The 22,748-nt window shown below is 54.8% G+C and carries 19 protein-coding genes, 16 tRNA genes and 1 rRNA gene; 4 read left to right on the top strand and 32 right to left on the bottom strand.

What is annotated here, in order from left to right; translation table 11 throughout:
* Positions 1-82: 82 nt before the first annotated feature.
* The gene (locus tag DL346_RS00180; RefSeq protein ID WP_112879962.1) at positions 83-1,405 is read left to right on the top strand and encodes a hypothetical protein; all 1,323 of its coding nucleotides are present in this window, start codon (positions 83-85) and stop codon (positions 1,403-1,405) included.
* Positions 1,406-1,475: 70 nt separating this feature from the next.
* On the opposite strand, the gene DL346_RS00175 is transcribed toward DL346_RS00180, so the two are convergent.
* A complete protein-coding gene (locus DL346_RS00175; RefSeq protein WP_112881700.1) occupies positions 1,476-2,846 on the bottom strand; it encodes a molybdopterin molybdotransferase MoeA in 1,371 nt (456 codons plus the stop codon).
* A 543-nt stretch (positions 2,847-3,389) separates the two neighbouring features.
* Here DL346_RS00175 and mobB point away from each other — a divergent pair.
* Together mobB and DL346_RS00165 are read left to right on the top strand one after the other, a co-directional pair.
* A complete protein-coding gene (gene mobB / locus DL346_RS00170) occupies positions 3,390-3,911 on the top strand; it encodes a molybdopterin-guanine dinucleotide biosynthesis protein B (protein ID WP_165822308.1) in 522 nt (173 codons plus the stop codon).
* Between the two features lie 144 nt (positions 3,912-4,055).
* Positions 4,056-5,675 (top strand): RNA polymerase sigma factor, encoded by a 1,620-nt coding sequence (locus DL346_RS00165; RefSeq protein ID WP_112879960.1) that lies wholly within the window; start codon positions 4,056-4,058, stop codon positions 5,673-5,675.
* 67 nt (positions 5,676-5,742) lie between these two features.
* Here the strand turns inward: DL346_RS00165 and DL346_RS00160 are convergent, their stop codons facing one another.
* From DL346_RS00160 to DL346_RS00125, 8 genes are all read right to left on the bottom strand, one after another.
* Positions 5,743-6,924, bottom strand: a complete 1,182-nt coding sequence (locus tag DL346_RS00160; protein WP_112879959.1) for a glycoside hydrolase family 99-like domain-containing protein — start codon at positions 6,922-6,924, stop codon at positions 5,743-5,745.
* A gap of 52 nt (positions 6,925-6,976) precedes the next feature.
* Positions 6,977-7,819 (bottom strand): carbohydrate ABC transporter permease, encoded by an 843-nt coding sequence (locus tag DL346_RS00155; protein WP_112879958.1) that lies wholly within the window; start codon positions 7,817-7,819, stop codon positions 6,977-6,979.
* Positions 7,820-8,698, bottom strand: a complete 879-nt coding sequence (locus tag DL346_RS00150) for a carbohydrate ABC transporter permease (RefSeq protein WP_112879957.1) — start codon at positions 8,696-8,698, stop codon at positions 7,820-7,822.
* Between the two features lie 69 nt (positions 8,699-8,767).
* On the bottom strand, positions 8,768-10,177 hold the full coding sequence (locus tag DL346_RS00145) for an ABC transporter substrate-binding protein (protein WP_112879956.1): 1,410 nt from the start codon (positions 10,175-10,177) through the stop codon (positions 8,768-8,770).
* 182 nt (positions 10,178-10,359) lie between these two features.
* Positions 10,360-11,895 (bottom strand): response regulator, encoded by a 1,536-nt coding sequence (locus DL346_RS00140; protein WP_112879955.1) that lies wholly within the window; start codon positions 11,893-11,895, stop codon positions 10,360-10,362.
* 15 nt (positions 11,896-11,910) lie between these two features.
* Positions 11,911-13,608: a sensor histidine kinase gene (locus DL346_RS00135; protein WP_165822307.1), complete on the bottom strand. Its 1,698-nt coding sequence runs from the start codon at positions 13,606-13,608 to the stop codon at positions 11,911-11,913.
* Between the two features lie 159 nt (positions 13,609-13,767).
* Positions 13,768-14,088, bottom strand: coding sequence for an L-rhamnose mutarotase (locus DL346_RS00130; protein WP_165822306.1), 321 nt, complete (start codon positions 14,086-14,088; stop codon positions 13,768-13,770).
* 15 nt (positions 14,089-14,103) lie between these two features.
* On the bottom strand, positions 14,104-15,618 hold the full coding sequence (locus DL346_RS00125; protein WP_112879952.1) for an L-fucose/L-arabinose isomerase family protein: 1,515 nt from the start codon (positions 15,616-15,618) through the stop codon (positions 14,104-14,106).
* Between the two features lie 160 nt (positions 15,619-15,778).
* Here DL346_RS00125 and DL346_RS00120 point away from each other — a divergent pair, with 160 nt between their 5' ends.
* The gene (locus DL346_RS00120) at positions 15,779-16,660 is read left to right on the top strand and encodes a helix-turn-helix domain-containing protein (protein ID WP_112879951.1); all 882 of its coding nucleotides are present in this window, start codon (positions 15,779-15,781) and stop codon (positions 16,658-16,660) included.
* 3 nt (positions 16,661-16,663) lie between these two features.
* Here DL346_RS00120 and DL346_RS00115 read toward each other — a convergent pair whose 3' ends face one another.
* From DL346_RS00115 to DL346_RS00005, 23 genes are all read right to left on the bottom strand, one after another.
* Positions 16,664-17,341: a response regulator gene (locus tag DL346_RS00115; protein WP_240632976.1), complete on the bottom strand. Its 678-nt coding sequence runs from the start codon at positions 17,339-17,341 to the stop codon at positions 16,664-16,666.
* On the bottom strand, positions 17,298-18,428 hold the full coding sequence (locus tag DL346_RS00110; RefSeq protein WP_240632975.1) for a sensor histidine kinase: 1,131 nt from the start codon (positions 18,426-18,428) through the stop codon (positions 17,298-17,300). Before DL346_RS00110 ends, DL346_RS00115 begins: the two co-directional genes overlap by 44 nt.
* 109 nt (positions 18,429-18,537) lie before the next feature.
* Positions 18,538-19,224 carry a PspA/IM30 family protein gene (locus tag DL346_RS00105; protein ID WP_112879950.1) on the bottom strand — a complete coding sequence of 229 codons (687 nt, stop codon included), beginning with the start codon at positions 19,222-19,224 and terminating at the stop codon, positions 18,538-18,540.
* A 2-nt stretch (positions 19,225-19,226) separates the two neighbouring features.
* Complete coding sequence (locus DL346_RS00100; protein ID WP_112879949.1) at positions 19,227-19,697, bottom strand: PspC domain-containing protein; 471 nt, start codon at positions 19,695-19,697, stop codon at positions 19,227-19,229.
* A complete protein-coding gene (locus tag DL346_RS00095; RefSeq protein WP_112879948.1) occupies positions 19,697-20,386 on the bottom strand; it encodes a PspA/IM30 family protein in 690 nt (229 codons plus the stop codon). Before DL346_RS00095 ends, DL346_RS00100 begins: the two co-directional genes overlap by 1 nt.
* 53 nt (positions 20,387-20,439) lie before the next feature.
* On the bottom strand, positions 20,440-20,733 hold the full coding sequence (locus tag DL346_RS00090) for a LiaF transmembrane domain-containing protein (protein ID WP_112879947.1): 294 nt from the start codon (positions 20,731-20,733) through the stop codon (positions 20,440-20,442).
* A gap of 287 nt (positions 20,734-21,020) precedes the next feature.
* Positions 21,021-21,102 (bottom strand) — tRNA-Leu (locus DL346_RS00085).
* A gap of 7 nt (positions 21,103-21,109) precedes the next feature.
* Positions 21,110-21,186, bottom strand: a tRNA-Arg gene (locus DL346_RS00080).
* 15 nt (positions 21,187-21,201) lie between these two features.
* Positions 21,202-21,275 (bottom strand) — tRNA-Cys (locus tag DL346_RS00075).
* Between the two features lie 10 nt (positions 21,276-21,285).
* A tRNA-Gly gene (locus DL346_RS00070) sits at positions 21,286-21,360 on the bottom strand.
* A gap of 4 nt (positions 21,361-21,364) precedes the next feature.
* A tRNA-Gln gene (locus DL346_RS00065) sits at positions 21,365-21,439 on the bottom strand.
* A gap of 29 nt (positions 21,440-21,468) precedes the next feature.
* Positions 21,469-21,544: transfer RNA gene (locus DL346_RS00060), tRNA-His, on the bottom strand.
* A 16-nt stretch (positions 21,545-21,560) separates the two neighbouring features.
* A tRNA-Trp gene (locus DL346_RS00055) sits at positions 21,561-21,634 on the bottom strand.
* 7 nt (positions 21,635-21,641) lie between these two features.
* Positions 21,642-21,726: transfer RNA gene (locus tag DL346_RS00050), tRNA-Tyr, on the bottom strand.
* A gap of 4 nt (positions 21,727-21,730) precedes the next feature.
* Positions 21,731-21,806, bottom strand: a tRNA-Thr gene (locus tag DL346_RS00045).
* Positions 21,807-21,830: 24 nt separating this feature from the next.
* Positions 21,831-21,906 (bottom strand) — tRNA-Phe (locus tag DL346_RS00040).
* Between the two features lie 13 nt (positions 21,907-21,919).
* A tRNA-Asp gene (locus DL346_RS00035) sits at positions 21,920-21,996 on the bottom strand.
* Between the two features lie 35 nt (positions 21,997-22,031).
* Positions 22,032-22,108: transfer RNA gene (locus DL346_RS00030), tRNA-Met, on the bottom strand.
* Positions 22,109-22,130: 22 nt separating this feature from the next.
* Positions 22,131-22,206, bottom strand: a tRNA-Val gene (locus tag DL346_RS00025).
* An 81-nt stretch (positions 22,207-22,287) separates the two neighbouring features.
* A tRNA-Glu gene (locus DL346_RS00020) sits at positions 22,288-22,362 on the bottom strand.
* A 5-nt stretch (positions 22,363-22,367) separates the two neighbouring features.
* A tRNA-Ser gene (locus tag DL346_RS00015) sits at positions 22,368-22,458 on the bottom strand.
* 7 nt (positions 22,459-22,465) lie between these two features.
* A tRNA-Asn gene (locus DL346_RS00010) sits at positions 22,466-22,541 on the bottom strand.
* 90 nt (positions 22,542-22,631) lie between these two features.
* A 23S ribosomal RNA gene (locus DL346_RS00005) occupies positions 22,632-22,748 on the bottom strand; the annotation flags it as partial.

The raw sequence follows: 22,748 nt of genomic DNA, 5'->3' as shown, positions 1-22,748 counted from the left end.
CTCCCGCAGGGAACAAGCATCGACATGTTGGAAAATTTTATTTAAAATAGGAGGTAATCGAAGTGATCGGAGGCGATGGAACATGGTCCTTCCCTACGCAATTCCGGCTATCTTCGGGACGGTGCGCCGCTCGCAGGAGCCAATCATCCCTGTGGAACGATACGCACTGTATCCGAACTTCTACGAGATGCCCTACTGGCGCCATCCTCGGCAACCTGACGAAGTCCCGGCAAAGCTGACCAGTCGGATCGCCGGTTTCGGATTGCCGCGGCAGGCGCAGGATGCGCTGAAAGCCGCAGCGGAAAGCTCGGATGCCTGGCTTGCTCAAGGCAGCAAGCTGAATGACGCGGTTGTCGACTTGATGAGGAAGGGAAAGTCCGTATTCGGCGAACGAACCGTGTCCGTTTCGGGAACGAGCGGCTGCGGCAGCGCAACAGGCAATGCTGCATTCGGCGCTTCGATCGGGCGGTACGACCTTGATGTCGCCACACTCGCAACCGCACAGAAGAACATGAGCTATGACCTGACCAAGAACGCCCCTTCCGTTATCGGCGCCGGTACTTATACATTCACCGTTCAAACCGGGAGCGAAACCAGGCTGCTTTCCGCCGTCATCCGTCAAGGCGATACGAATGCCGCCATGCTCGGCAAGCTTCGCGATACTGTCAACGACGCTAGGCTCGGCGTGAGCGCTTCCGTCCGGGAGGGCCTGGCAACCGGTCTGGTAAAGCTTGAGCTCGCCGCGGATGAGACCGGGCTCAAGAACGCGTTCGACATCAAAGACCAAACCGGCAGCATCATCTCGGCCACCGGGATGAACCGGAGGACGGAGCATGCCTCCGACGCCAGGTATCAAGTAAATGGCGGTTCTTACATGGATTCGGCGTCGAACGACATTTCCCTGCTGCAGGGCAGCGTTACGGTATCGATCGCCAGTCTCAAGTCGCTTGGCCAGCTGTCCGTAAAGGTCGAGCAGAATGCGGCTGCCATAGCCGAACAACTGGACGGCATCATTCAGCAGGTTAATGGATTGCAGGCCATCTACGCAGAAGCATCCGGCTATCTCGTGCCGATGCTGCGCAGCCGGATTGACGAAGCCGTACAAGGCTCGGGCGCTGTGGCCGTCGGAGTTGTTCGATCCGAGGACGGGGTCTGGCGGCTTGACCGGGAGAAGCTCGAGGCCGCGATGCAGGCACTCCCTGACGAGGTGAAAAGGATTTTTACGGGACGCAGCGGCCTTGCCTCGCGGTTGCATCAAACGCTCGACCGATTCGCCGGCCTCTCCATCAATGCGCTGATCAACCCGAGAGCTGCAGGGTTTCACTCCCTCACGCTGTACGGCGCTTCGTCGAAGACGTACCTGCAGCTGCCGCTTGGCGGCTTGTACGTCAATTCATTTATATGAGGATAAATAACAAACCCGCTAACATGCCTGGCGTTTAACCGGTGCATGATGAGCGGGTTGTTTTTGCTTTTTAAAGCAGGATGACGTCGACGACCGTGCCTGCGGCAGCGCCTTCCGGGCCGGCTTTGATACGGATCAAGCCATCGGCGTCCGGAATCGAGGCCATCATGCTGGATTTGCCGAAGGCCAGCGGGTCGGCGTAAAGCACGCCTTCGCGGGTGTATAGCCGAGTGCGCACGAACCGCTCATGCGGACTGCCCTTGTCGAAGCCGGCGGCCAGCTTGGCCGTCGCCTGCTTCGGCAGCGCGTCGGCCGCGGCTGCGCCCTGCATGCGCTGAATCGCAGGCTTCGCGAACAGCTCGAAGCCGACGAAGCACGCGCCGGGATTGCCTGACAGCGCCAGCAGCAGCTTACCGCCGAGGACGGCAGCGGAAGTCGGGCTCCCGGGCCGCATGGCCGCTTTGTTGAACAGCGGCCGGCTGCCAGGCGGGAGCTCGGCGGCGGCCGATGGCGGCGGGGCCGGCTGCCGCGCAGCTGCGGTTGATGGCGGCGGGGCCTCGGAGGCGAAGCCAGTCCGGGGCACCTCCGGCGACGGAGCCTGCTGCGAAGGGGCAGCTTCTTCGCTGCCGGCTGCGGCGTCGCGCGGCGGCTGCAGGCGATGCAGCAGGCTCGCCATGACATCATAATCGCCGACCGACACCCCGCCGGTGGTGATGATGATGTCGCTCTGCGCCAGCGCCTCCGTTATCGCGCGAGCCGCAGCCTCCGGCTCGTCGGGTACGCGGCCCAGCAGCAGCGGGACGCCGCCGTATTGTTCCACCAATGCGGCGACCATCGCGCTGTTGCTGTCGCGGATGCGTCCCGGCGCGAGCGGCGCCTCAACCGGCAGCAGCTCTGCCCCGGTTGCCAGCACCGCGACGCGCGGGTGCGCGTACACCGGCACGTCGGCATAGCCGAACGTGCCGAGCAGGGCGACGTGGCCCGGCCGCAGCCGCGCGCCGGGCTCCGCCAATACGCTGCCGCAGCGGAATTCCTCGCCGCGGGGCGCGATGTTTTGCCCAGGCTCGGCGGCGTGTTTCACGCGCACCGCAGGCTGCCCGTCAAGCAAGGCGTCCGCCGTCTGCTCCAGCATGACGACGGCGTCCGCCCCCTGGGGCACCGCGCCGCCCGTCATGATCCGGACGGCGGTGCCAGGCGCAAGCGGCGCCGCCGCAAGCGAGCCGGCGGCGACCGCCTCCGCGACGCGCAGCGTCACGGGCGAGCCCGGTGACGCCGGCGCCGTATCCGCGCTGCGGACGGCGAAGCCATCCAGCCCCGACCGCGCGAATGGCGGCCAGTCCGTCGTCGCGACAAGCGGCTCCGCCAGCCGCCGGCCGCTGGCCTCCCGCAGAGGCACAAGCTCCCGCCGCCCCGGCTCGGCCGCCTCGACAACCAGCCGCATCGCTTCATCTACTTTCACGGCGCGCCTGCGAAATCGCGCCTCCACTTGCAGCTGCTCCACGTATCATCTCTCTCCTCACCTATCCGGTTCGAACCGCATCAATCCCATCCGAACTTTTTTCTCCCTATTGTACCAGAGTTGGCCAATCTCGCGATACCGGCTTATACTTAAGACAATCCCGGATAATTGGAATTAGGAGCTCCCAGAGCTCCGCATTGGCGGAACTTGAGCTTGAAGAGGCCAAGAGGAGCTCCCGGAGCTCTACATTAGCGGAACTTGAGCTGAATGAAGCCAAGAGGAGCTCCCGGAGCTCTACATTAGCGGAACTTGAGCTGAATGAGGCCAAGAGGAGCTTCCAGAGCTCTACATTAGCGGAACTTGAGCTGAAAATCGCCTCACAAATGCCGACTAGGCACCAATCAGCCATACAAACGCCGACTAGGCACCAATCAGCCATACAAACGCCGACTAGGCACCAATCAGCCATACAATCGCCGACTAGGCAACTAAACTTTACTTTATCCTATGTTAGGAGCTTATGCCATGAACGCCCCATTCGAACCTCATGCCGCCAACACGCCCTTCGTGCTGCAAATCGTCGGCTACAAAAACAGCGGCAAGACAACGATGCTTACCGCGCTGACCAAGCGCCTGAAGCAAGCCGGCTACGCCGTTGGCACCGCCAAGCATGATGCTCATGACTTTACGATGGACACGCCGGGCACGGATACGTGGAAGCATCAGGAGGCCGGCGCGGACATTACCGCCATCAGCTCCGCCTCGCGCAGCGCCGTCATCAGCGCGCGCCCCGAGCCGCTAGCTGCGCTGCTTGCTCATATGCGGCATGTCGATATCGTGCTGGTCGAAGGCTTCAAGCAGGAGCCCTATCCGAAGCTCATTCTGCTCCGCTCGCCGGAGGATCAGCCCTTGCTGGCGCTGAAGAATGCGGTGATGACCGCAGCTTGGCCGAATGCGTTCGCCGAGCCTCCTCTGCCGGCAGCGCCCCACTTCGATCTTAATGATCTGGATGGCATTTATAATCACCTGCGGTCCTTACTCCCTTAAATTTGCTTACTATTCCACGAACTCATGAGGCTGCCGCGCTAACAGGCGGCCTCAATAAAAATATTTTCCTCCACTGCCCAACCTTTTTCATTTTCGCACCAGTATTTAGTTGAGTGCCACCCGATAAGAAGGAGCTTGCAGTTCATGGATAAACAACAAGCCGACCGCATCATCAAGGAATACATCAAACCACTGTATGGGTTTGCATTGAACAAAACGGGCAAGATCGCCGAAGCCGAGGAACTGGCGGGAAGAATGACGCTGGAGGTTTACCAGACGCTTCTCAAAAAGACGGAGTTTATGGATCTGAACAGCTACGTCTTTAAGATCGCGCATTACGTTTGGGCGAAATACGTCGGCGAGAAAGCGAAAGCGTCCAACCAAATGCGGATTGATGACACCGAGATGATGTCCACGGACGAAGGCTTCGATGCGGTCATCCGTTACGAAACGGCAGGCGCGCTGCGGCGGGAGATCGCTTTTTTATCTCACCAACAGCGGGAAATCGTGGTCAAATATTATTACGGCGGCATGAAAATCAGCGAAATCGCGGCTTCGATGGGACTTTCCGGCGGCACGGTCAAATGGCACTTATTCGAAGCGAAAAAGGAGCTGAAACACAAGATGAACGCAATTCGATCGATGGGCAATCTCGGCATCAATCCGATCCGGATGACAAGTTTGGGGCATAGCGGATCACCTGGCAGCAAAGGCGATACCGCCGACTTCCTGGCGACGGCAATCAGACAAAACATCGCTTTCTCTGCTTATTGCAAGCCTCTCACGGTCAATGAAATCGCGGAAGAACTGGGCATCTCGCCTGTATTTGTCGAGGATGAAGCCGAAACGCTGGAACAATACGGCTTCATGGATCAACTGCCTGGCGGTAAATATCGCACGAATATGTACATCGACGATCCGTCCCGAGAAAAAAGCGAAGCGCTGCATCGTTTGTTCGAAGAATATGCCGAAATTGCCGTCGAGCATTATTTCCATGCGTTTTTCTCAATGGCTGAAGCATTTCAAGAGAGCGGCGTCTATATTCCGGGCGGCGACTTCAATTTGCTATTATGGAGCCTTATTCCGTATGCCGGCAAACAGCTGAATTTCAATGAACTCAATAAGGTGAGCCATGAAGAGGTCTCGGTCAGCCGCAAGGATGGCGGCCATTATGCCGCTTATGCAGCGATAGACAGAGAGTTTGACGTCAGCTTCGACCGCGCCCTTTATTACGTTTGCGGCGATATGCATCGGAATTCCGGTGAGTTCGCGCTAAAGGCATGGCAGATGGATACATGGTGGTGCGGCAGGCAAGGCGGCTGGCGAGACAATCCGAGCTCGGACTTCATCAGCCTCATGCATGCGATCAATGGAGATTTGCCGCAAAACCAAACGAACATCGACGCCTATCGCCGTCTGTTCGACAAGTACTATTTGCTGCGAACGGAATCCGGTCTTGAGGTCAATATCGTCTATTGCAAAGATAAGCAAACGGGAGAACGTCTGCATGCGGCGATTCCGCAGCCGTCGGAACGCATCAAAGAAGCCGCGGCCAAATTGGATCAAGCCGTCTATCGATTGAAACTGGCCGGCCAGCCGGAACATGCGCATAAATATGTGCGCTACTGGACTCAGAACAGCATGGCATCGGGAATCATGCGCACCTACGCACTTAAACATTTGGTCGACATCGGCATGTTGAAAGCGCCTGAACCGCACAGGCAAAAAGGCATCTCCACCATGATGTTCAACAATCAAAGCTAGCGTACGGGAACGATGGATAAAATAAAACGGAGCAGCTTGCCCCTGGCAGCTGCTCCTTGTTTTGACCCTATCCCCCTTTTTTCCCGAACACGTTCCGAATCGCTTCCAAATACTTCATCCCATGGACGAGATCCGGCTCCAAATAACTCCCCTCGGTCCATTCGTTCCAAGCGTTGATCGTGAATATCCGGGGCTGTGTCCATCCTTCGTCCAAGAAGCGCTTCACCGCATTCAGTCCCTGCTCGAACGCTTCCGGCGTGTTGCCTTCCCAAATCGGCGTATACGGATAGCCTGCATGCGCGTAGGCATCCGACTGCACCGTCCGCGGCGAAGGATCCCACCCCATCGATACATGCGGATAATACGACACATCGTACCGTTCGGTAAAGACGCGAAAATCCCGCTCCGCCGCCGCACGGACATCTTCGTAGGCCACCGTCGGGAAGCTTTCCGGCTGATAGTGGTGAAACCATGTATACGTTGACACGCTGTCGAAGCCGAGCTGCTTCAGGAACGCATTGATATTCTCGACCTTCCCGCCGCCCGGCAGAATCGGCAGGTCCACCACGATCGCGTTCAGATGAAGCTCCCCATGTCCTGCCTGGCGAACGCGTTCGCGGAAATCATCCAAGCCGGCGCGCGTCTCTTCAATGCCGCCAAACCCTTGCACCAGATTCATCAGATCGTAAATCGAAAAATAGAGCCCGCCGTTCACCCGCCAATAATTCGGCTGGCCGAAATAATGCTCAATCATGTAAGTTGTCGCTTCGGTAAATTTCTCCGGAGCAAGAAAGCCTTCCTCCTGCACAGGCCGGAACCGCTTCTTCGCGGGCACGTCGTCTCCCTCGCGCGGGAACGCCGCCCATTTCGGGCAAGGCATGATATCGATCCAATCATGATTCGCCCACATCAGCGAAAATTTCAGCCGGTCGCGATTGTCCGCCTTCAAGAACCCTTCCTCCAACGCGCGGTGCAGAAACGGCCCCTTGCTATACCAATACCAGTCGAACAAAAACGTATCGATGCCGTGATCGGCCGCCGCATCGATTTTGCGCGCCATCGCGACGGGATCCGACTCGTCCTCATAGCCCCAAGCCGGCACCTTTGGCTGCTGATGGCCCAGGAAGCGAGGCGTCGCTCGCTTCAAGAGCTCCCATTCGTTCCAGCCCTCCCCATGCAAGTCCTCATTGAACGGATCGCGATGATAATTCGGAAAATAATAAACGGCAATCTCAGTATCCTTCCCCATGCATTCGAGCCTCCAATTCAAATTCGTTGCGTATGCTTCTATTCGCCTAAGCCTATCCCTTCACAGACCCGACAATCAGCCCTCTCAGCATATACTTCTGCGTGAACACGAACAGGAGCAGCAGCGGCAGCGTCGAGATCGAGCACATCGCGAAGATCGGGCCATAGTCGATGGACTGGTTATTCGCTTTAAACTGCACGATTTGCGGCATCAGCGTCATTTTGGCCGGATCCTTCAAATAAAGCAGCGGCGTGATCAAGTCGTTCCAGAAGCCGAAAATATTCGTAATGACGACCGTTCCCGTCGCCGGCAGCAAGAGCGGGAAGACGATCCACCAGAACAGGCGGAATTTGCCGCAGCCGTCTATGCTCGCCGACTCCTCCACTTCCCTCGGCACCGACTTCATAAACCCGGTATACAAGAACGTAGCGAACGGGATCGTGCCTGCCGTATACAGCAAGATCAGAAACGTGCGCGTATCAATCAGATGCAGGTCCACGCCAAGCCTGAACAGTGGAAACATGTTCGTCTGCACCGGAATGATCATCCCCGACAGCAAAAAATAGAACAGGAGCTGGAAGCCGCGATTTTGCTGGCGCGCGATGGCATAGCCGGCCATGGAAGCCACGATGACAATGCAGAACAGCGACCCGATACAGACGGCCAGCGTATTCAGAAAGCCTTGGAACACGTCGATTTGCGAGAAGGCCTTCGCATAATGCCGGACATACAGATAGCTCGGCAGCTTCAGCGGATTATAGAAGTCCTCCGGCCGTTTCAGGCTCGCCATGAACAAGTAGAACACCGGATACAGAAAGAGAAGCGAAATGAGGATCAGCACGATCTCGGTCGCCAAGCTTGCTTGCCTTCCCTGCTGCCAGCGCATGGTCCGCATTTACGCCTCCACCTCCTGTTTTCGTGTGAAATGAAGCTGCAAAAACGTGACGATCATAATGAAAATCATGAGCACGATACCGGCCGCAGTCGCATAGCCGTAGGTGTTGTTTCCGAACGCCGCAACGTAGATGGCCAGCGTCATCGTATAGGACGCGCTGCCCGGACCTCCGTTTGTCATGACATAAGGCAAATCGAACAGCTTCAGACCGCCGACGATCGTCAGAAAGAGAACGATGGTGACCACCGGCATGAGAAGCGGAAATGTAATATAACGGAACTGGCGGAATCCGCTTGCTCCGTCGATTGTCGATGCCTCATACAACTCCTGCGGAATGCTTTGCAGGCCGGCCAAATAAATAACGGCGCAATAGCCGAGCGCCTGCCACTGCGTCAGCAGAATGATCGTCGGGAAAACGGTGTTGATGTTTCCGAGCCAGTCCATGACGGCCGATTCCAGCCCCAGCTGAGTCAGCAAATAGTTGACAAGCCCGTCATATTGCAAAATATTGCCCCACACGACCGACGTCACGACCAAGCTTACGACTACTGGCATGTAAAAAACGGTGCGGAGGAAGGCTTTCGTCCGAAACTTCCGGTTCAGCAGCACGGCAAGCAGCAGCGCGAGCGGATTTTGCACCACGATGCCGAATATCGTCATCTTCAGCGTGTTATTGAACGCTTGGATCATTTTCGAGTCCTTGAAGAGCTCCTTGTAATTTTCGAGCCCGGTATAGACCGGCGGACGGATGGAATCCCACTGCGTAAAGGAATAATAGATGCTTTGCAAGAACGGATAGGCCACGAAGACGGAGAACAAAATGGTGGCCGGCGCAGCGAAGGCAATGCCGGCTAGAAGTCCTTTGCGGTTCATGTTCATGCTTGCGTTCACCTGCTTATTAAGGAACCCGGCCGGTATGGCCGGGTCCCTATGATGGTTGTTGAAGCGTTATTCCGAAGGCAGAATGATCGTCGATTTGTCCTTATCCTGCTTGCTCTGCGCTTCCTTCAGGTCGTCCGGATTGAACTTCGCCCCGGATACGATCTTCGTTACCTCTTCCGCCAATGCCGTGTATGCCGATGTCGCAATGTAGCCTTCGAAGCCGCCGCTCGACTCGCCTTCGGCAAGCGCGGTTTTCACTTCGTTGAACACCGGATTCGGATAGTTCACCTCGATGCCGCTAATCGCAGGTATATTGCCGTTGCCTACATTGTATGGACCGTAGATTTCGGGGCTCAGAATCACCGAAACCAGGTCTTTGGCTTGCTGAAGCAGCTTCGTGCTCTTGTTGATCGAAAGGTTTTGGTCCACGCTGACGGCCAGGTTATGGTAGCCGGCATCGGTCATGAGCGGGAAATACCCTAAATCGAACGCCGCATGGCCCTTCGTTTTGAAATTGTCTTCCGCTACGCCGGGCATCCATGGGCCTTGCACGATCATCGCCGCTTTGCCCGTCGTGAACATTTCCGCCGATTGCGGCCAATCCAGGCTAAGTGCCGATTTATTGAAGTAGCCGGATTCCACCATCGTTTGGAACTTCGTCATCACGCCCTGCATTTCAGGACCGTCGAGCTTCTTGGCGCCGTCGTACAGGTCCTTGCCGAATGACTTGCTGCTTTCAAACCCCGCCGATTGGATCATCAGGCCGGCAAACACCTGCGCGGTCCACATATCCTTGAAGCCAAGCGCGATTGGCGTAATGCCCGCCGCCTTGATCTTTTCGCATGCTTGCATGAACTCATCCCATGTCTTCGGAGCTTCAAGGCCGAGATCGGAGAAAATTTTCTTATTGTACCAGACGCCGGAAGTCCCTACGCCCATCGGTGCGGAATACACATTGCCGTCATATTTCGAAAATTTGACGGAGCCGGGATGCAGCTTGCTCGCCCACTCCTGATCGGATAGATCCACCAAATAGTTGCCTTCCGCGAAGGTGGAGGTCAAGCCTTGCTGGAAGAAGACGTCCGGGGCCGTATTGGAGGCTAGCTCCGCCTTCAGTTTGTCGAAATATTTGGCATCCAGCAGAATGTCCCATTGGATCGTTGCATTCGGGTATAACTCTTTGTATTTCTTTTCAACGTTGGCCACAAACTCTTTCATGAAGGTCCGCTGGTCGATAAACCAAGCGCCTACGCGAATCGTAAACGCTTCATCATTTGCGCCTGCCACATCGCTAGTCGCTTCATTGCCGCCGGTATTTTCGCTGCCGCTGTCTGCCGCTTGATTGTTTGCCGGCTTGTTCGCTGCGTCATTACCGCTTGCCGTATTGTCCCCCCCGTTGTTATTGCCGCCGCACGCGGTCAAGAACAGACAGAACAGAAGAACGCAGGAGAGCATTGCCGTCCATGTCTTTCTCATTGGGTGTGACCTCCCATTTATTTGGTTGCGCCGGTAATCTGCGCTTTAAATAAAAGGTATCATAAACGACGCTGCTCCTACATGGCTGCATCCCTGCTTCTATAGGCCGTGTTTTCGCGTTTTGTACCGGTTGCGGGCACCCTTTCTAGTGTGGATTTGACTTTCGCTAGGCCCTCATTGACCTATGGCTTAGAGCCGTATTCGATCGGGCTTACGCCCTCCATCTTCTTGAACAGCTGGCTGAAATGCGCCGGATCCTTGAAACCGACCGCATATGCGATTTCATACGATTTCATCGACGTCGTCCGCAGCAGCTGCTTGGCCACGACAATCCGATGCGCCCATAGCAGATCGCGGAAATTTTGCCCGGTCTCCTTTTTGATCAAGCGGCTCAAATAGTTGTAGTTCAGATAGAGATGCTCCGCCAGCGAATACAGCGAGATCTCCTCGGCATAACGCTGCTCGATATATTCCTTGAGCTTCTGCGTAATGCCCCCTTGCGCCTGCTGCTTCGAACCGGCGATGGTTCCGATTACTTTCTCCAGATGCGTCTCCAAATAATGAATGAGATTATGCAGCACATCGAAGGATAGGATCGCTTTGCGCGTTTCGACGCCGCTGCCGAAGTCCCAATTCACGCCGTATTCCCGCAGCTGCGCTTCGGTCCGTTCCACAATTTCAAGCGCGAGCTGATGAACCTGATTCTTGTTCAGCCCCATCGAAATAATTTCCTTGTAGATCGAGCGCAGGTAGCCTTTGATTCGTCCCTCGTCCGCTTGGGTCAGCATATCGCCAAGCTCCGTTAAATTCGACCTTTTGAGCGACTGCTTCTCCTGCCGCATCGACTGCACGCTTTCGAACGAAATAATCGATTTCTCACCCAGCAGCATCCGGTAGTCCCAGCATTGGCGAATTTCCTCCAGTCCTCTGGGCAGTTCGCTTAAATCCTGAAGCTGGCTGCTGATTGCAATGGAAACGCTGAAGCTGGCGGAATCCCCGAAAGCCGCCAAAATGATTCGGGCCATCCGATGGAGATCCGCCAGCTGGCTCGTCCCGTTCTGGAACAGCAGCAAGTAGATTCCCGACCTCGACATCGTCATACGGTACTCGTACGAGAAACCGTCCATCACCTGTGCGATCTTCTCCCGCAGCGCGAGCTTCGATACCGGCTTGCCATGCTGGTGATACAAGTCGGAATTGTCGATCTCTATGGATAGGAAAATCAGGCTTTTCCCAAGCAGGCCCTTTTCCCGCAGCTCCTCCCGCTTCGACTCTGCCGATAAGTCCGGATCCGACATATGCTGCAGCAGCTCCTCCCATTCCAGCTGCTCGCGGTCCGAGGAAGCGTGGCTATATTGCTTTAAGCAGCGCACGCTCTCCGTCAACTCGGATAGTTGAAACGGCTTCGTGATGAAGTCCGCCACGCCAAGCTTGACGGCCGTTTTCGCATATTCAAACTCGTTGTAGGCCGTCAAGAACAGAATGTGCATGGCCGGGTACCGTTTTCTCGCCCATTCCGCCAGCTCGATCCCGTCCATCACCGGCATGCGGATGTCCGTAATCAGCACATCGGGCTGAAGCTTCTGCACCGCTTCGAACGCTTCCCAGCCGTTCGCAGCTTGTCCGACCACGCGGCAGTCAATGTCCGCCCAGCCGGCATAGCCGGCAATATGCTCGCGAATAACCTTCTCATCATCGACAATCAACAGCTTCAGCATGCTGCATAGCCTCCCTCATCCTGCTTCCGTTTGCTCGACAAGCGTAATCGGCATCGTCAGTCGCACGCATGTTCCCTGCTCCAATTGCAGCAGCTCCAATTGTGCCGACGGCCCGTAATGATGCAGCATGCGGGACCTGACGTTTTCAAGCCCGGTTCCAAGCCCTTTCTTATGCAGCGCCGCTTCCGTTCCGGAAAGGCCGCCTCCATTGTCCCGGACCTCGATGACAAGCTGGAACTCATGCTCATACGCCACGATCTGAATCGTGCCATTCCCATGAACACGGTCAACGCCGTGGACGAACGCATTTTCCACGAGGGGCTGGAGAATCAGCTTCGGCACGGTCACCCGCTTCAGCTCATCCGGCAGTACGGTCTGGTAGCTGAACCGGTCGCCGAACCGGAACTCGTGAATCTGCATGTACAGGCTTGCGAACTCCAGCTCCATCTCGAGCGGAATGACCGTCTGTCCCGGCGATATCGAGAAACGGAAGATGTCGGCCACCTTCTTCACGATGATCGGGATTTGCTCCTTGGCTTGCCCGTTCTGCGCCATGATGCTGATATATTCCAACGTGTTGTATAAGAAATGGGGGTTAAACTGCATCCGGATTGCCTTCAGCTCCGCTTCCTTCTTAAGCAGCTCCGTCCTGTACACCCGCTGAATCAGATCCTGCGTTTCCGTCACTAAGCTGTTGAAGCTAAGACAGAGGGAGGCGATCTCGTCCTTCGTGCGGATGTCCTTGATCAGTTCATATTTGCCGCGTTCCGCGCTGCGCATTAGTCGGGTCAATTTAAGCAGCGGATTCGTAATGCGCTTGAGAATCAAATAAGTGATTACGACGACGATGATCCAGGAAACGACGGTTAATCCGGCCGCGTAATACGCTTGCTTGCGAATGCTTGCGGTCAGCTTATCCGTACGAATTTCGCTGATGTATTTAAATTCGCTGACCTGCGATTTATGCGTGAGCGTAACGAGCCCTTGCTGCTTCGAGGCGGTGTAGAGGTCGCCGACCCGGCTCGACTGATGATGCGAAAGGATGATATTGTTTGCATTCGTAATGTAAAAAGCGTTCTGAGGATAATTTTCATAGAGGGTCATTACGTGGTCGATCTTTAGCATGAACAAGACGAAGCCTAACTCGAGGCCTGTCTCTTTGTCGAAAATCATCGCGGCGCAGACCATCCGCCGATGATCGGGGAAGAACACCCATTGCGGCGTTCCCGGCTGATCATAAGGCAGTATCTTGAAGGCTTGATAGAATTGCACGGCCTTGCCTTGGCCTGCAATATAGTGGCCGCCGCTGCGGTTGTAGAGGTGAATCGAATCCGTAAAATCGCCGGCTTCCCGTTTCGTGTTCGCGATCGCGATCTCAAGCGCCTCCATAGCGGCATCCTGTATGTAGTCGCGCTCGTTTTGCCGCAGCGGATACTGAGTCGGCAGCGCGTCGTTGGCCAGCATTTTTTGAATCGCCGGATTATCGGCAATTTCCGATGTTTTCTTGGCGATCAGCCGAAGCACGTTGTCGATTTTGTCTGAGGTCTCCTCCAGGATACGGTTTTCGGTTTCGATTGTCTGGTTTTCCATGATCGACTTGGAACGCAGGTAGAAGGTGCCGCTGATGATGCTGAGCGGAATGAGGATGAGCAAGGAGTAGATGAGGACCATTTTGTGCAGCAGCTTGGACTGGAACCAATTCGTCCATCTCATGGACAACTTACCTCCTATCGTGCAGCTGAACTCAACGAATTGATAACTTATTATTATAGAATCATATTCCATTTGGTATGTAAAGCGCTTACATGAAAATAGGAATGCAGACTGCCCCCGCAACTCCATATTGAAGCGCGAGGGCAGGTTTTACGGGCTCTATTCAACGGCTGACGTAAAATGAAACACTTCCGGAATGACTTTTAACGTAGAGTCTTCATGGTGCTTGATAAGTAAATCCGACATGAACTGCTGCCACCGGATGTTGGCGGGTTGACCGCTCAGCTCAGCCATCGCATGCTCGAAGTCTTCGACCTCCATATAAGCAAACAAGCGGCCGCCATCCAGAAAAATGCTGTAGCTTCGGATCCCAACCTCCCGAAATGCCTGGAGCAGCTCCGGGTCTACCATTTCGTGCCTTCGGATATATTCATCACGACTGCTTTCGTCAATTTGCAAAACAAACGAAACGCGCTGCACTCCGCTCACTCCCCGCTATTCATTTTTGCACAATGTCACATTGCGCAGCTTCAGCAGCTCCGCTACCTTTTGGAACTGCGAAGCTTGATTGCCGACGGCAATCACGCAGTGATGCGTTGGCGCTTCGGCAAACCACTTCTCCATATACGCGTCGGGATGGAAGGCGAATTTCACATGCGTTTGCGTGTTGCCGATTTGCATAATCTCTCCGCTCGTCGCTTCGCCTTCGCTAACGACCAGCCCCAGCTTGCCGTCGCCGGTCTGCGTCACGTTCAGCGTCGTCACCGGCCCGCGCTTTACCTTCGCCTCCACGGATACACCGGTTCCCCGCTTCCCGTGGTAGAGCCCCATACCGCGCAGAATCGGCTTGCCGTTTGCGATCGCGACATGGAACGGACCGTCATGGCCGAGCAAAATCGTCTCGTCGATGTAATCGACCACCACGATTTCGGAGAAGCTGCCTCCCGCTCCGACGATATCGCATATTTTCATGCCGACCGCCGTCTTGAGATCGCCCTCTCCCGAACAAGGAATGCCGCGCGCAGTCAGAAGCGAATGGCCGACGATAAAGCCGGATTGCAGCTGCTCATACTCGTTTCCATCCTGCCCGTGATAATAGTACGTAAGCGCATCAAGGTCGTAAGCCCGCACGAGCTTTTCCTGCGCGACCGCCACCCTTGCAGACCAGTTCAGCTGCTCTTCCGTCGGCTTCTTCGCAATCGGATCGGACGGCGAATCGCCGCTGATCTCGAACATCTCTTCGATTTCTATAAGCTTTGCCTCGATCTCTTCCGGCGAGACTTCCTTCATGAACCGGTCAAGATCGCACATCTCCAGCACTTCAACATGCAGCCCGAGCTGTGCCTGGATCATTGTAAAATCGCTGTACATATCGAGCATGCCGCTATACGTATTGCCCAAGAAGCCAAAGCGCGCATGGCGCATCGTCCGCACAACCTCCGCCGCCTTGATCCACTCCGTAATTTCCCGCCAAGCGCGGATCGCTTCAGGACGGTTATGCGTCACCTCATCCGTCAACGATTGCGCCGGCGTATAATCGAGACCAAGCAGACCGTTAATGACGCGGAAGCGGATGCCGGCGCGGTTGAACGCGTTCGAAATTTCAGGTACCGGACAAGCGACGCAATGCGCCAGCCATTCGCCGGTCGTCGATTGCGCGTAATTGATGCGGGCGGTCGGCTGAAGGTTCAGTATAATGACGGGCTTGCTGCACTGCTGATGGATCGGGAGCACGTTGGAGCTGGTGGAATACGTGGCGACATGGCAGAAGATCAGATCCACGTTCTTCTCATTGAACCACTCGCCCCCCTGGCGGCCTTTGCCCTCCGAATCGACGAGACCGAAATTGTACACCTCGCCGTGCACGGACATCTTCTTCTCCAGATGAGCTCCATATTCGATCAGCCGTTCCCGAAGTCCGGGGAATTGCGGCCAGTAAGCTTCAAGGCCGATGGAATAGAGGCCGATTCTCGGTTTTTTATTTGGTTTTATGGGGGTAAGCAGCGTCATGGCAAGCGCCTCCAATGAGAAAATAATAGATTCATAATCTCATTGTATTCGCAGTCATTTGAAACCACATCGCGATATGTTGCTCCAAAATCACAGTATATTGCTTTGTTCCGAGTCGTAGACGATAATGGGAAAAACGGAGTAGAGGGGATGATGGAGCATGCCGCAGCGTTATATGGAAAATGCCTCGCACAGCTGGACGAACAATTCCGTCCGCTTGATTTTATCGCCGAGTATGGAGGCAAAGTCGGCGTTTATGTATGTTCAAGAGGTCGGATACTTCTGGACGCATCCGCCGTATTTCACGGAGAGGCAGCATCTGCCGTCCTATCTCGTCGTTTACACGGTTTCCGGGGAAGGCAAACTGGATTATGGCGGCCATTCGTTCACGCTTGGCCCGCACTCGCTGTTCTTTATCGACTGTATGGCTCATCAGCATTATCGGGCCACGGGGAGCGAGCATTGGGAATTCGCATGGGTTCATTTCTACGGGGGAGCCAGCCGGCATTATTACGATTCGTATGCCAAAAAAGGCGATCCTCTTCTGCAGCTGCAGCGCGACTCGCCTGTCCTTGGCTATATGCAATGCCTAATTGATCTGCATGAGCAGAAGACCGTTCACACCGAGCTGTATGGCGCCAAGGTGCTTACCGATCTGGCTACGGAACTCGTTATATCAGCCCATGTTCAAGCTTCGGACGCCAAGGCGGTTCCCGCCTATTTGGCCGACATGATCCGCGAGATGGAGCGCCGATGCTCCGAAACGATCCGCCTAGATGAACTGGCGCGATCGTTTGCCCTGAGCAAATACCATCTAATCCGCGAGTTCAAGAAGCATATCGGCATGTCGCCGAATGAGTACCTCATTTACCTGCGAATCGTACGGGCAAAGGAGCTTCTCAAATATACCGCGAAGCCGGTAGCGGCCATCGCGGAGGAGGTCGGCGTCGACAACGTCAGCCACTTTATAAATCTGTTCAAAGCCCGTGAAGGACTCACGCCGCTGGCCTTTCGCAAGAAATGGACCACCGCATCCGGTTGAGCCCTATTCCGCCAACCCGTGCTTGTGCGCGTAAATGGCCGCTTGCGTCCGATCTTCCACGCTCAGCTTCGCGAAAATATTCGTGACGTGGAACTTCACCGTCTTAATCCCAATGAACAATTCCTCGGCGATTTCTTGGTTTGACAAGCCCTTCGCCACGCACTTCAAGACGTCCATTTCCCGGTCTGTCAGCTGATCGTGGAGCGGACGAACAGCCTCCGCTTTCGGTTGACGGAACCGGTTCATCATCTTTGCCGCCACTTGGGATTCCAGCACCGACTGGCCTCTGTTAGCGGCACGGATCGCATCCGCGATCTCGGTCGCGCGCGATGTTTTCAGCAGGTAGCTGAATGCGCCTGCTTCAATAACGGGATACATTTTTCCGTCGTCCAAATAGCTAGTCAGTACGATCACCTTGCAGTCCGGATACAACTCAAGCAGCTTGCGGGTCGTTTCTACGCCGTCCATGCCTTCCATGACCAAATCCATTAGCACGACGTCCGGCCTATACGCTTGCGCCAGGCGGATGCCTTCCATCCCGTTGCTCGCTTCCCCGACGACTTCTATCCCGTCCTCGGTATTCAATACCGCGGCCAGCCCGATCCTGACCATCTCGTGATCGTCCACGAGCAACACCTTAATAGGTTGTTCGATGCTGTCCATTCGTTCGATCGCTTCCATTCGGTAGTATTCCTCCTCCATCATGCCCAGATGCAGGCACCCATATGTCGATTAAAACGCCGTTCCCTGGCGACGTGATCAGCTTCAAAGAACCGCCAAGCACATTAACCCGTTCTTCCATCGTTAACAAACCGTAGGAGGTTTGCTTTTTCTCCTCTAGGTTAAAACCAACGCCATTATCCTGCAACGTCAACCGTACGTATGCGCCGGCGTGCTGCAAATAAATATTCAAATTTTCCGCCTTCGAGTGCCGGAGCGTATTGGATAGCGCCTCTTGGGCGATGCGGAACAGATGATCTTCCGCTTCCGTATCGAGCATGATCGTAGGGTCAGCCTCCAGCGTAATCTTCATCGGCACCTTCAGCTTCAGCTCATCGATCAAGCTATGCAGCGCCTGGCTTAAATTTTTGCCGTCCAGATGAATCGGCCGCAAATGCAGAAGCAGCGCGCGCATCTCCGACTGCGCGACCGAGGCCATCTCCTCGATTAGCTGCACCTGCCGCTTGGCTCGCTCCCAGTCCTTCTCCAGCGTCCGGCTGACCGCCGTCGCCGTCATGGAGATGGCAAATAGCTGCTGGCTGACCGCATCATGAAGCTCTCGTGCCAGCCGCTGCCGCTCCTCGATCACGGCGGAGAAACGCACCTGCTCCGTCCAAGCCTCATCCTCTTCCGAGAGAGATTCAGGCGCCTTCGCTTCCCCTTCCTGATCGGGAAGGGTAACCCGCTGGCGCTTGCGCCGCTGCTGCTCGGTCAGTCGCTGCATAGCGGCTCTCAGCTTCACGCTTTGCAGATAGCTATAGGCAGCCGCCATAATGAGTGCCAGCGCAATGACCGTTAGACCGATCAACGCGGCTTTGCTTTGCAGCGCGAATAGCTTCACATATCCGGTTCCTTGCAGGACAAGCACACTCAAGCCGAGAATGACCAAAATCCACAGCACGGTTTCCGCAGCGTTCCGCCGCTTCTCGGTCTGAGCGGTTGAAGACGGTGCGCCATTTCGATAAGCCGGAAACAGCGGCCCTTGTACGGCTGGCGGCGTCTCCGGCTGGGTCATCGGCCTTGATGACCGGTCTGATTCTTCCTTCACTGCTGCTCCCCCTCATTTATGTATAACGGCAAACAAGCCAGTGGCCGATGCCTCGATTAGCGCATCGACCATTTATGGCTTACATCATTTGCATGGCTCGGATCAGAGTCTATTCGCCGGAAGGCGGGTTCAGCTTGTTCTTGAGCGCTTGAAGCTGCTCTTCGATTTGCACCTGCTTCGCAGGGTCAACGGAGCCTGCAGCTGCAGGAGCTTTGTAGTTGTTGTATGGTACGCGCATTACGTCGGCTTCCGCTTCCATTTGCATAATTTTTTCTTCCATCCGGCTAAAGCCGCGCGATGCGTGACCGCTCTCGATGGAATGAACCGATGTTACTTGCGCCATTTGCTTCTTCGCCTTCGCCATTTGAGCACGGGCGGCAAGCTCATTGCGCTTGTTGCGAAGCTGATAATACTCGTCCTTCATACCATGCAGCTGTGCCATGAGATCGTCCGCTTGCGCCTTTGCGCTTTGGTGCATCTCTGTGTATTCCACCGTCTTTTGGTCGAAGAAAATTTTCTCCTCCAGAAGCTTGCGAGCCAGATCCTCTTGGCCGGCACGCAGGGCGGTCTCGGCTTTCGCCTCGCGGTCTGCGCCGCTGCGAACCGCTTCCTCAAGACGCTGCTTCATGCGGCGCTCGCTTGCCATTTGCTTGGCTACCGTCAGCTCAGCCGTATGGATTTCAGCCTCCATATCGCGCAAATATTGATTCAACATGACAACCGGATCTTCCATCTTATCAAGCAGTTCATGGACCGATGCCTTCGTCATATCCTTCATTCTTTTGAAAATACTCATGTTTAAAACTCTCCCTTCTCATGTTTCGCTAATTTTGCACGAAGCTCTTCGATTTCTTTGCGCAATGCGCGCTTTTCCAGGTCTTCCATCATGGCATCAATATTCGAAGCCGACTGCGCCGGCGGCGTTTGCCAATTCGCGCCGCCTGTGCCCGGTGGCTGTGGCGGGTTGTTGTACGAACCTCCATAACCAAAGCCTTGACCATGACCATAATTGCCGTTGCTGCCGCCGTACGGGCCGTTATTCCAACCGCCATTGAAACCGCCCGGGCCATATCCTCCATGGTGGTAAGGGTCCTTTGGAACGACTAATCCAGCTAAAATATAGACAAGAATTAATGCTCCGCTCGTAAATACGGTCACCACGATCAGAAGAATCCGCAGCAGCGTCGCATCGACATTCAGCATATCAGCTAAACCGCCGCATAAGCCAAACAGCTTCTTATCGCGGCGCGACCGGTACAGTTTCTTCATTACGGCTTCCAACCTTCCTGTTGTAGTTTGCGTTTCAACTGCTCCATCTCGCGTTCGATAACGTTCTGCAGTGTAAAGCCGGCTTCGCTAATGAACTCTTGCCCGGCTTTGCGCAGATCGCGCAGGCTGCGTGCTTCCAGCTCCATGTCCGAAATCCGGTCCTCCAGCTTCCGGAACATGCCGTTTGGCTGTTGTTGTCCGATTGAGCCGTGATTGCCTGCGTAGCGCTCGTTCATGCGCTGCTGCAAGCGAAGCGACTCCATCCGTGCTGCAAAATATTCACGTCTCTCGTACACCGTCTGGTACTCGCTGCGCAGCTCGCGCAGTTGTTCTTCCAAATCTCGCGTGCCTTGTTGAGCCTGCTCATAAAGCTCACGATACTGCGCAGAACGTTCTTCGCTGGACGCCTTCTCCATCAGCGCGATCCGAGCCACGTGCTCCTCACCGGCTTTCAAAGCGATAATCGCTTGCTGCTCGCGTTTCTCTTTAAGCTGCTCTGCTTGAAGCCATTGTGCTCTCAAATGGTTGCTATGCGCTGCGCATTGCTGATACAGCTTCTCCGCGCCAATAATCTCTTCTCTCGTCGACCAGAGAAACTGATCGATTAGCTTAACGGGATCTTCTGCTTTCTCCAGCCGCTCGTTGAGCGTTGCAACCGTCATGTCCCGAACTCTCCGCATGATACTCATCGTCTTGCCTCCTTCGTTCACACTGCTAAGGTAAAGTTCATTTCTTCATTAAGTTAAACGCCTCTAGTACGACTCTTGAATAAGGAGACTCCCCATAGGATTAATCCGATTGCCAGCAGAAGCGCGAACACCCACGCCAATTTGCTGATCAGCATAATTGCACCGACGACGATGAGAATGCCGCCGATGATTTTGCTGTTGTTGCGAAGTCCGATTACGCCAAGTCCGATCAGGATGAATGGCATCAGTAGACCGATAATCCAGCTTAAGTTGATACCGATAAACTTCATGACCATCAGTGTGCCGATTACAACCAGAATAGCACTCAGTGCAGATTTTCCGTTCATTTTACATGTCACCGCCTTTCATGAATTGACTTCAACTTTTAATCTTCCTTACGGCTGCTTTCTTGCTATTGTTTCGTTTCTTGCTTATGTCCTTATTCTAGGTTGTTTGCAGAATTTCCAAAACGGACCCGCGACGGTTTTTGAACCTAGACCTGAGGCGGGGAGCACGCCGACCCTGAGGCTGACAAACAAAACATCGTATATCAAAACTCCGCCTTCTATTGCTCATTTTGGACGACAAAAAGCCTGTAAGATCAATGATCTTACAGGCTGCTTAATCTCATATATGGTGCCGGTGAGAGGACTCGAACCTCCACGGTTTCCCTCACGATTTTGAGTCGCGCGCGTCTGCCATTCCGCCACACCGGCAAATACATGGCGTGCCCTAAGAGATTCGAACTCCTGACCTTTTGATTCGTAGTCAAACGCTCTATCCAGCTGAGCTAAGGGCACAAATTGTGAAAATGGTGGAGGCGCCACCCAGACTCGAACTGGGGGTAAAGCTTTTGCAGAGCTCTGCCTTACCACTTGGCTATGGCGCCAGATAAATAATGGAGCGGAAGACGGGAATCGAACCCGCGACCCTCGCCTTGGCAAGGCGATGCTCTACCGCTGAGCCACTTCCGCATAATGGCTGGGGATCTAGGATTCGAACCTAGGAATGACGGAGTCAAAGTCCGTTGCCTTACCGCTTGGCTAATCCCCAACGCATAAGATGTAAGTTAGTAGTTGTTATGGGGCGACCGATGGGACTTGAACCCACGAATGCCGGATCCACAAACCGGTGCGTTAACCCCTTCGCCACGATCGCCATACAACTATTCAATTGGCAGGGGCAGCAGGAATTGAACCCACACTAACGGTTTTGGAGACCGCTGTTCTACCTTTAAACTATGCCCCTAGGTAAGTGGTGGAGGATGATGGATTCGAACCACCGAACCTGGAAGGAAGAGATTTACAGTCTCCCGCGTTTGGCCACTTCGCTAATCCTCCATAATGGTGCCGGCGATAGGAGTCGAACCCACGACCTACTGATTACAAGTCAGTTGCTCTACCAACTGAGCTACACCGGCATATCACTTTCAAGCATTTAAAGATGGTGGCTCGGGACGGAATCGAACCGCCGACACGAGGATTTTCAGTCCTCTGCTCTACCAACTGAGCTACCGAGCCTTATGGTTTATAATGGCGGAGCCGACGGGATTCGAACCCGCGGTCTCCTGCGTGACAGGCAGGCATGTTAGGCCTCTACACCACGGCTCCACATTATAATTCTCGGTATAAGACCGAAAGAAGTTTGGTTGCGGGGGCAGGATTTGAACCTGCGGCCTTCGGGTTATGAGCCCGACGAGCTACCGAGCTGCTCCACCCCGCGTCAGTGTGCTAATGCACTTATATGGTGGAGGCTGACGGGATCGAACCGCCGACCCTCTGCTTGTAAGGCAGATGCTCTCCCAGCTGAGCTAAGCCTCCATGTTAAGCGCGACAAGTAATACTATAACTCATCTTGTACGCTAATTGCAAGTGTTTTTTTTGAAGAATTTTTAGAGAAAATGGTGACCCGTAGGGGATTCGAACCCCTGTTACCTCCGTGAAAGGGAGGTGTCTTAACCCCTTGACCAACGGGCCATATCTGGCGGAGAGCGAGGGATTCGAACCCTCGAGACGCGGTTAACGCCTACACGATTTCCAATCGTGCTCCTTCGACCACTCGGACAGCTCTCCGGATAAATGGCTCCCCGAACAGGACTCGAACCTGTGACAACTCGATTAACAGTCGAGTGCTCTACCAACTGAGCTATCAGGGAATATTATGAAACTAGGGCAACTTGTCACCCTGAAAACTGGATACGAACCTTTGCGAAGGTTTCTTGCTTTAGCTGTTTATTCGAAGTATTTAGGATAAGCCCTCGACCGATTAGTATTCGTCAGCTCCACACATTGCTGCGCTTCCACCTCGAACCTATCAACCTGGTCGTCTTCCAGGGGTCTTACATACTGGGAAATCTCATCTT

Source organism: Paenibacillus montanisoli (genome assembly GCF_003268025.1).
GTDB classification, from domain to species: domain Bacteria; phylum Bacillota; class Bacilli; order Paenibacillales; family Paenibacillaceae; genus Paenibacillus_Z; species Paenibacillus_Z montanisoli.
The sequence above is the reverse complement of the archived record's forward strand: the minus strand, read 5'-3'. Positions and strand labels throughout refer to the sequence as shown.

Bases quoted from the DNA above. Each gene is read 5' to 3' on its own strand.
- DL346_RS00180 (WP_112879962.1), top strand. From the start codon at position 83: ATGGTCCTTCCCTACGCAATTCCGGCTATCTTCGGGACGGTGCGCCGC.
- DL346_RS00175 (WP_112881700.1), bottom strand. From the start codon at position 2,846: ATGCGGCTGGTTGTCGAGGCGGCCGAGCCGGGGCGGCGGGAGCTTGTG.
- mobB (WP_165822308.1), top strand. From the start codon at position 3,390: ATGAACGCCCCATTCGAACCTCATGCCGCCAACACGCCCTTCGTGCTG.
- DL346_RS00165 (WP_112879960.1), top strand. From the start codon at position 4,056: ATGGATAAACAACAAGCCGACCGCATCATCAAGGAATACATCAAACCA.
- DL346_RS00160 (WP_112879959.1), bottom strand. From the start codon at position 6,924: ATGGGGAAGGATACTGAGATTGCCGTTTATTATTTTCCGAATTATCAT.
- DL346_RS00155 (WP_112879958.1), bottom strand. From the start codon at position 7,819: ATGCGGACCATGCGCTGGCAGCAGGGAAGGCAAGCAAGCTTGGCGACC.
- DL346_RS00150 (WP_112879957.1), bottom strand. From the start codon at position 8,698: ATGAACATGAACCGCAAAGGACTTCTAGCCGGCATTGCCTTCGCTGCG.
- DL346_RS00145 (WP_112879956.1), bottom strand. From the start codon at position 10,177: ATGAGAAAGACATGGACGGCAATGCTCTCCTGCGTTCTTCTGTTCTGT.
- DL346_RS00140 (WP_112879955.1), bottom strand. From the start codon at position 11,895: ATGCTGAAGCTGTTGATTGTCGATGATGAGAAGGTTATTCGCGAGCAT.
- DL346_RS00135 (WP_165822307.1), bottom strand. From the start codon at position 13,608: ATGAGATGGACGAATTGGTTCCAGTCCAAGCTGCTGCACAAAATGGTC.
- DL346_RS00125 (WP_112879952.1), bottom strand. From the start codon at position 15,618: ATGACGCTGCTTACCCCCATAAAACCAAATAAAAAACCGAGAATCGGC.
- DL346_RS00120 (WP_112879951.1), top strand. From the start codon at position 15,779: ATGCCGCAGCGTTATATGGAAAATGCCTCGCACAGCTGGACGAACAAT.
- DL346_RS00115 (WP_240632976.1), bottom strand. From the start codon at position 17,341: ATGGAAGCGATCGAACGAATGGACAGCATCGAACAACCTATTAAGGTG.
- DL346_RS00105 (WP_112879950.1), bottom strand. From the start codon at position 19,224: ATGAGTATTTTCAAAAGAATGAAGGATATGACGAAGGCATCGGTCCAT.
- DL346_RS00100 (WP_112879949.1), bottom strand. From the start codon at position 19,697: ATGAAGAAACTGTACCGGTCGCGCCGCGATAAGAAGCTGTTTGGCTTA.
- DL346_RS00095 (WP_112879948.1), bottom strand. From the start codon at position 20,386: ATGAGTATCATGCGGAGAGTTCGGGACATGACGGTTGCAACGCTCAAC.
- DL346_RS00090 (WP_112879947.1), bottom strand. From the start codon at position 20,733: ATGAACGGAAAATCTGCACTGAGTGCTATTCTGGTTGTAATCGGCACA.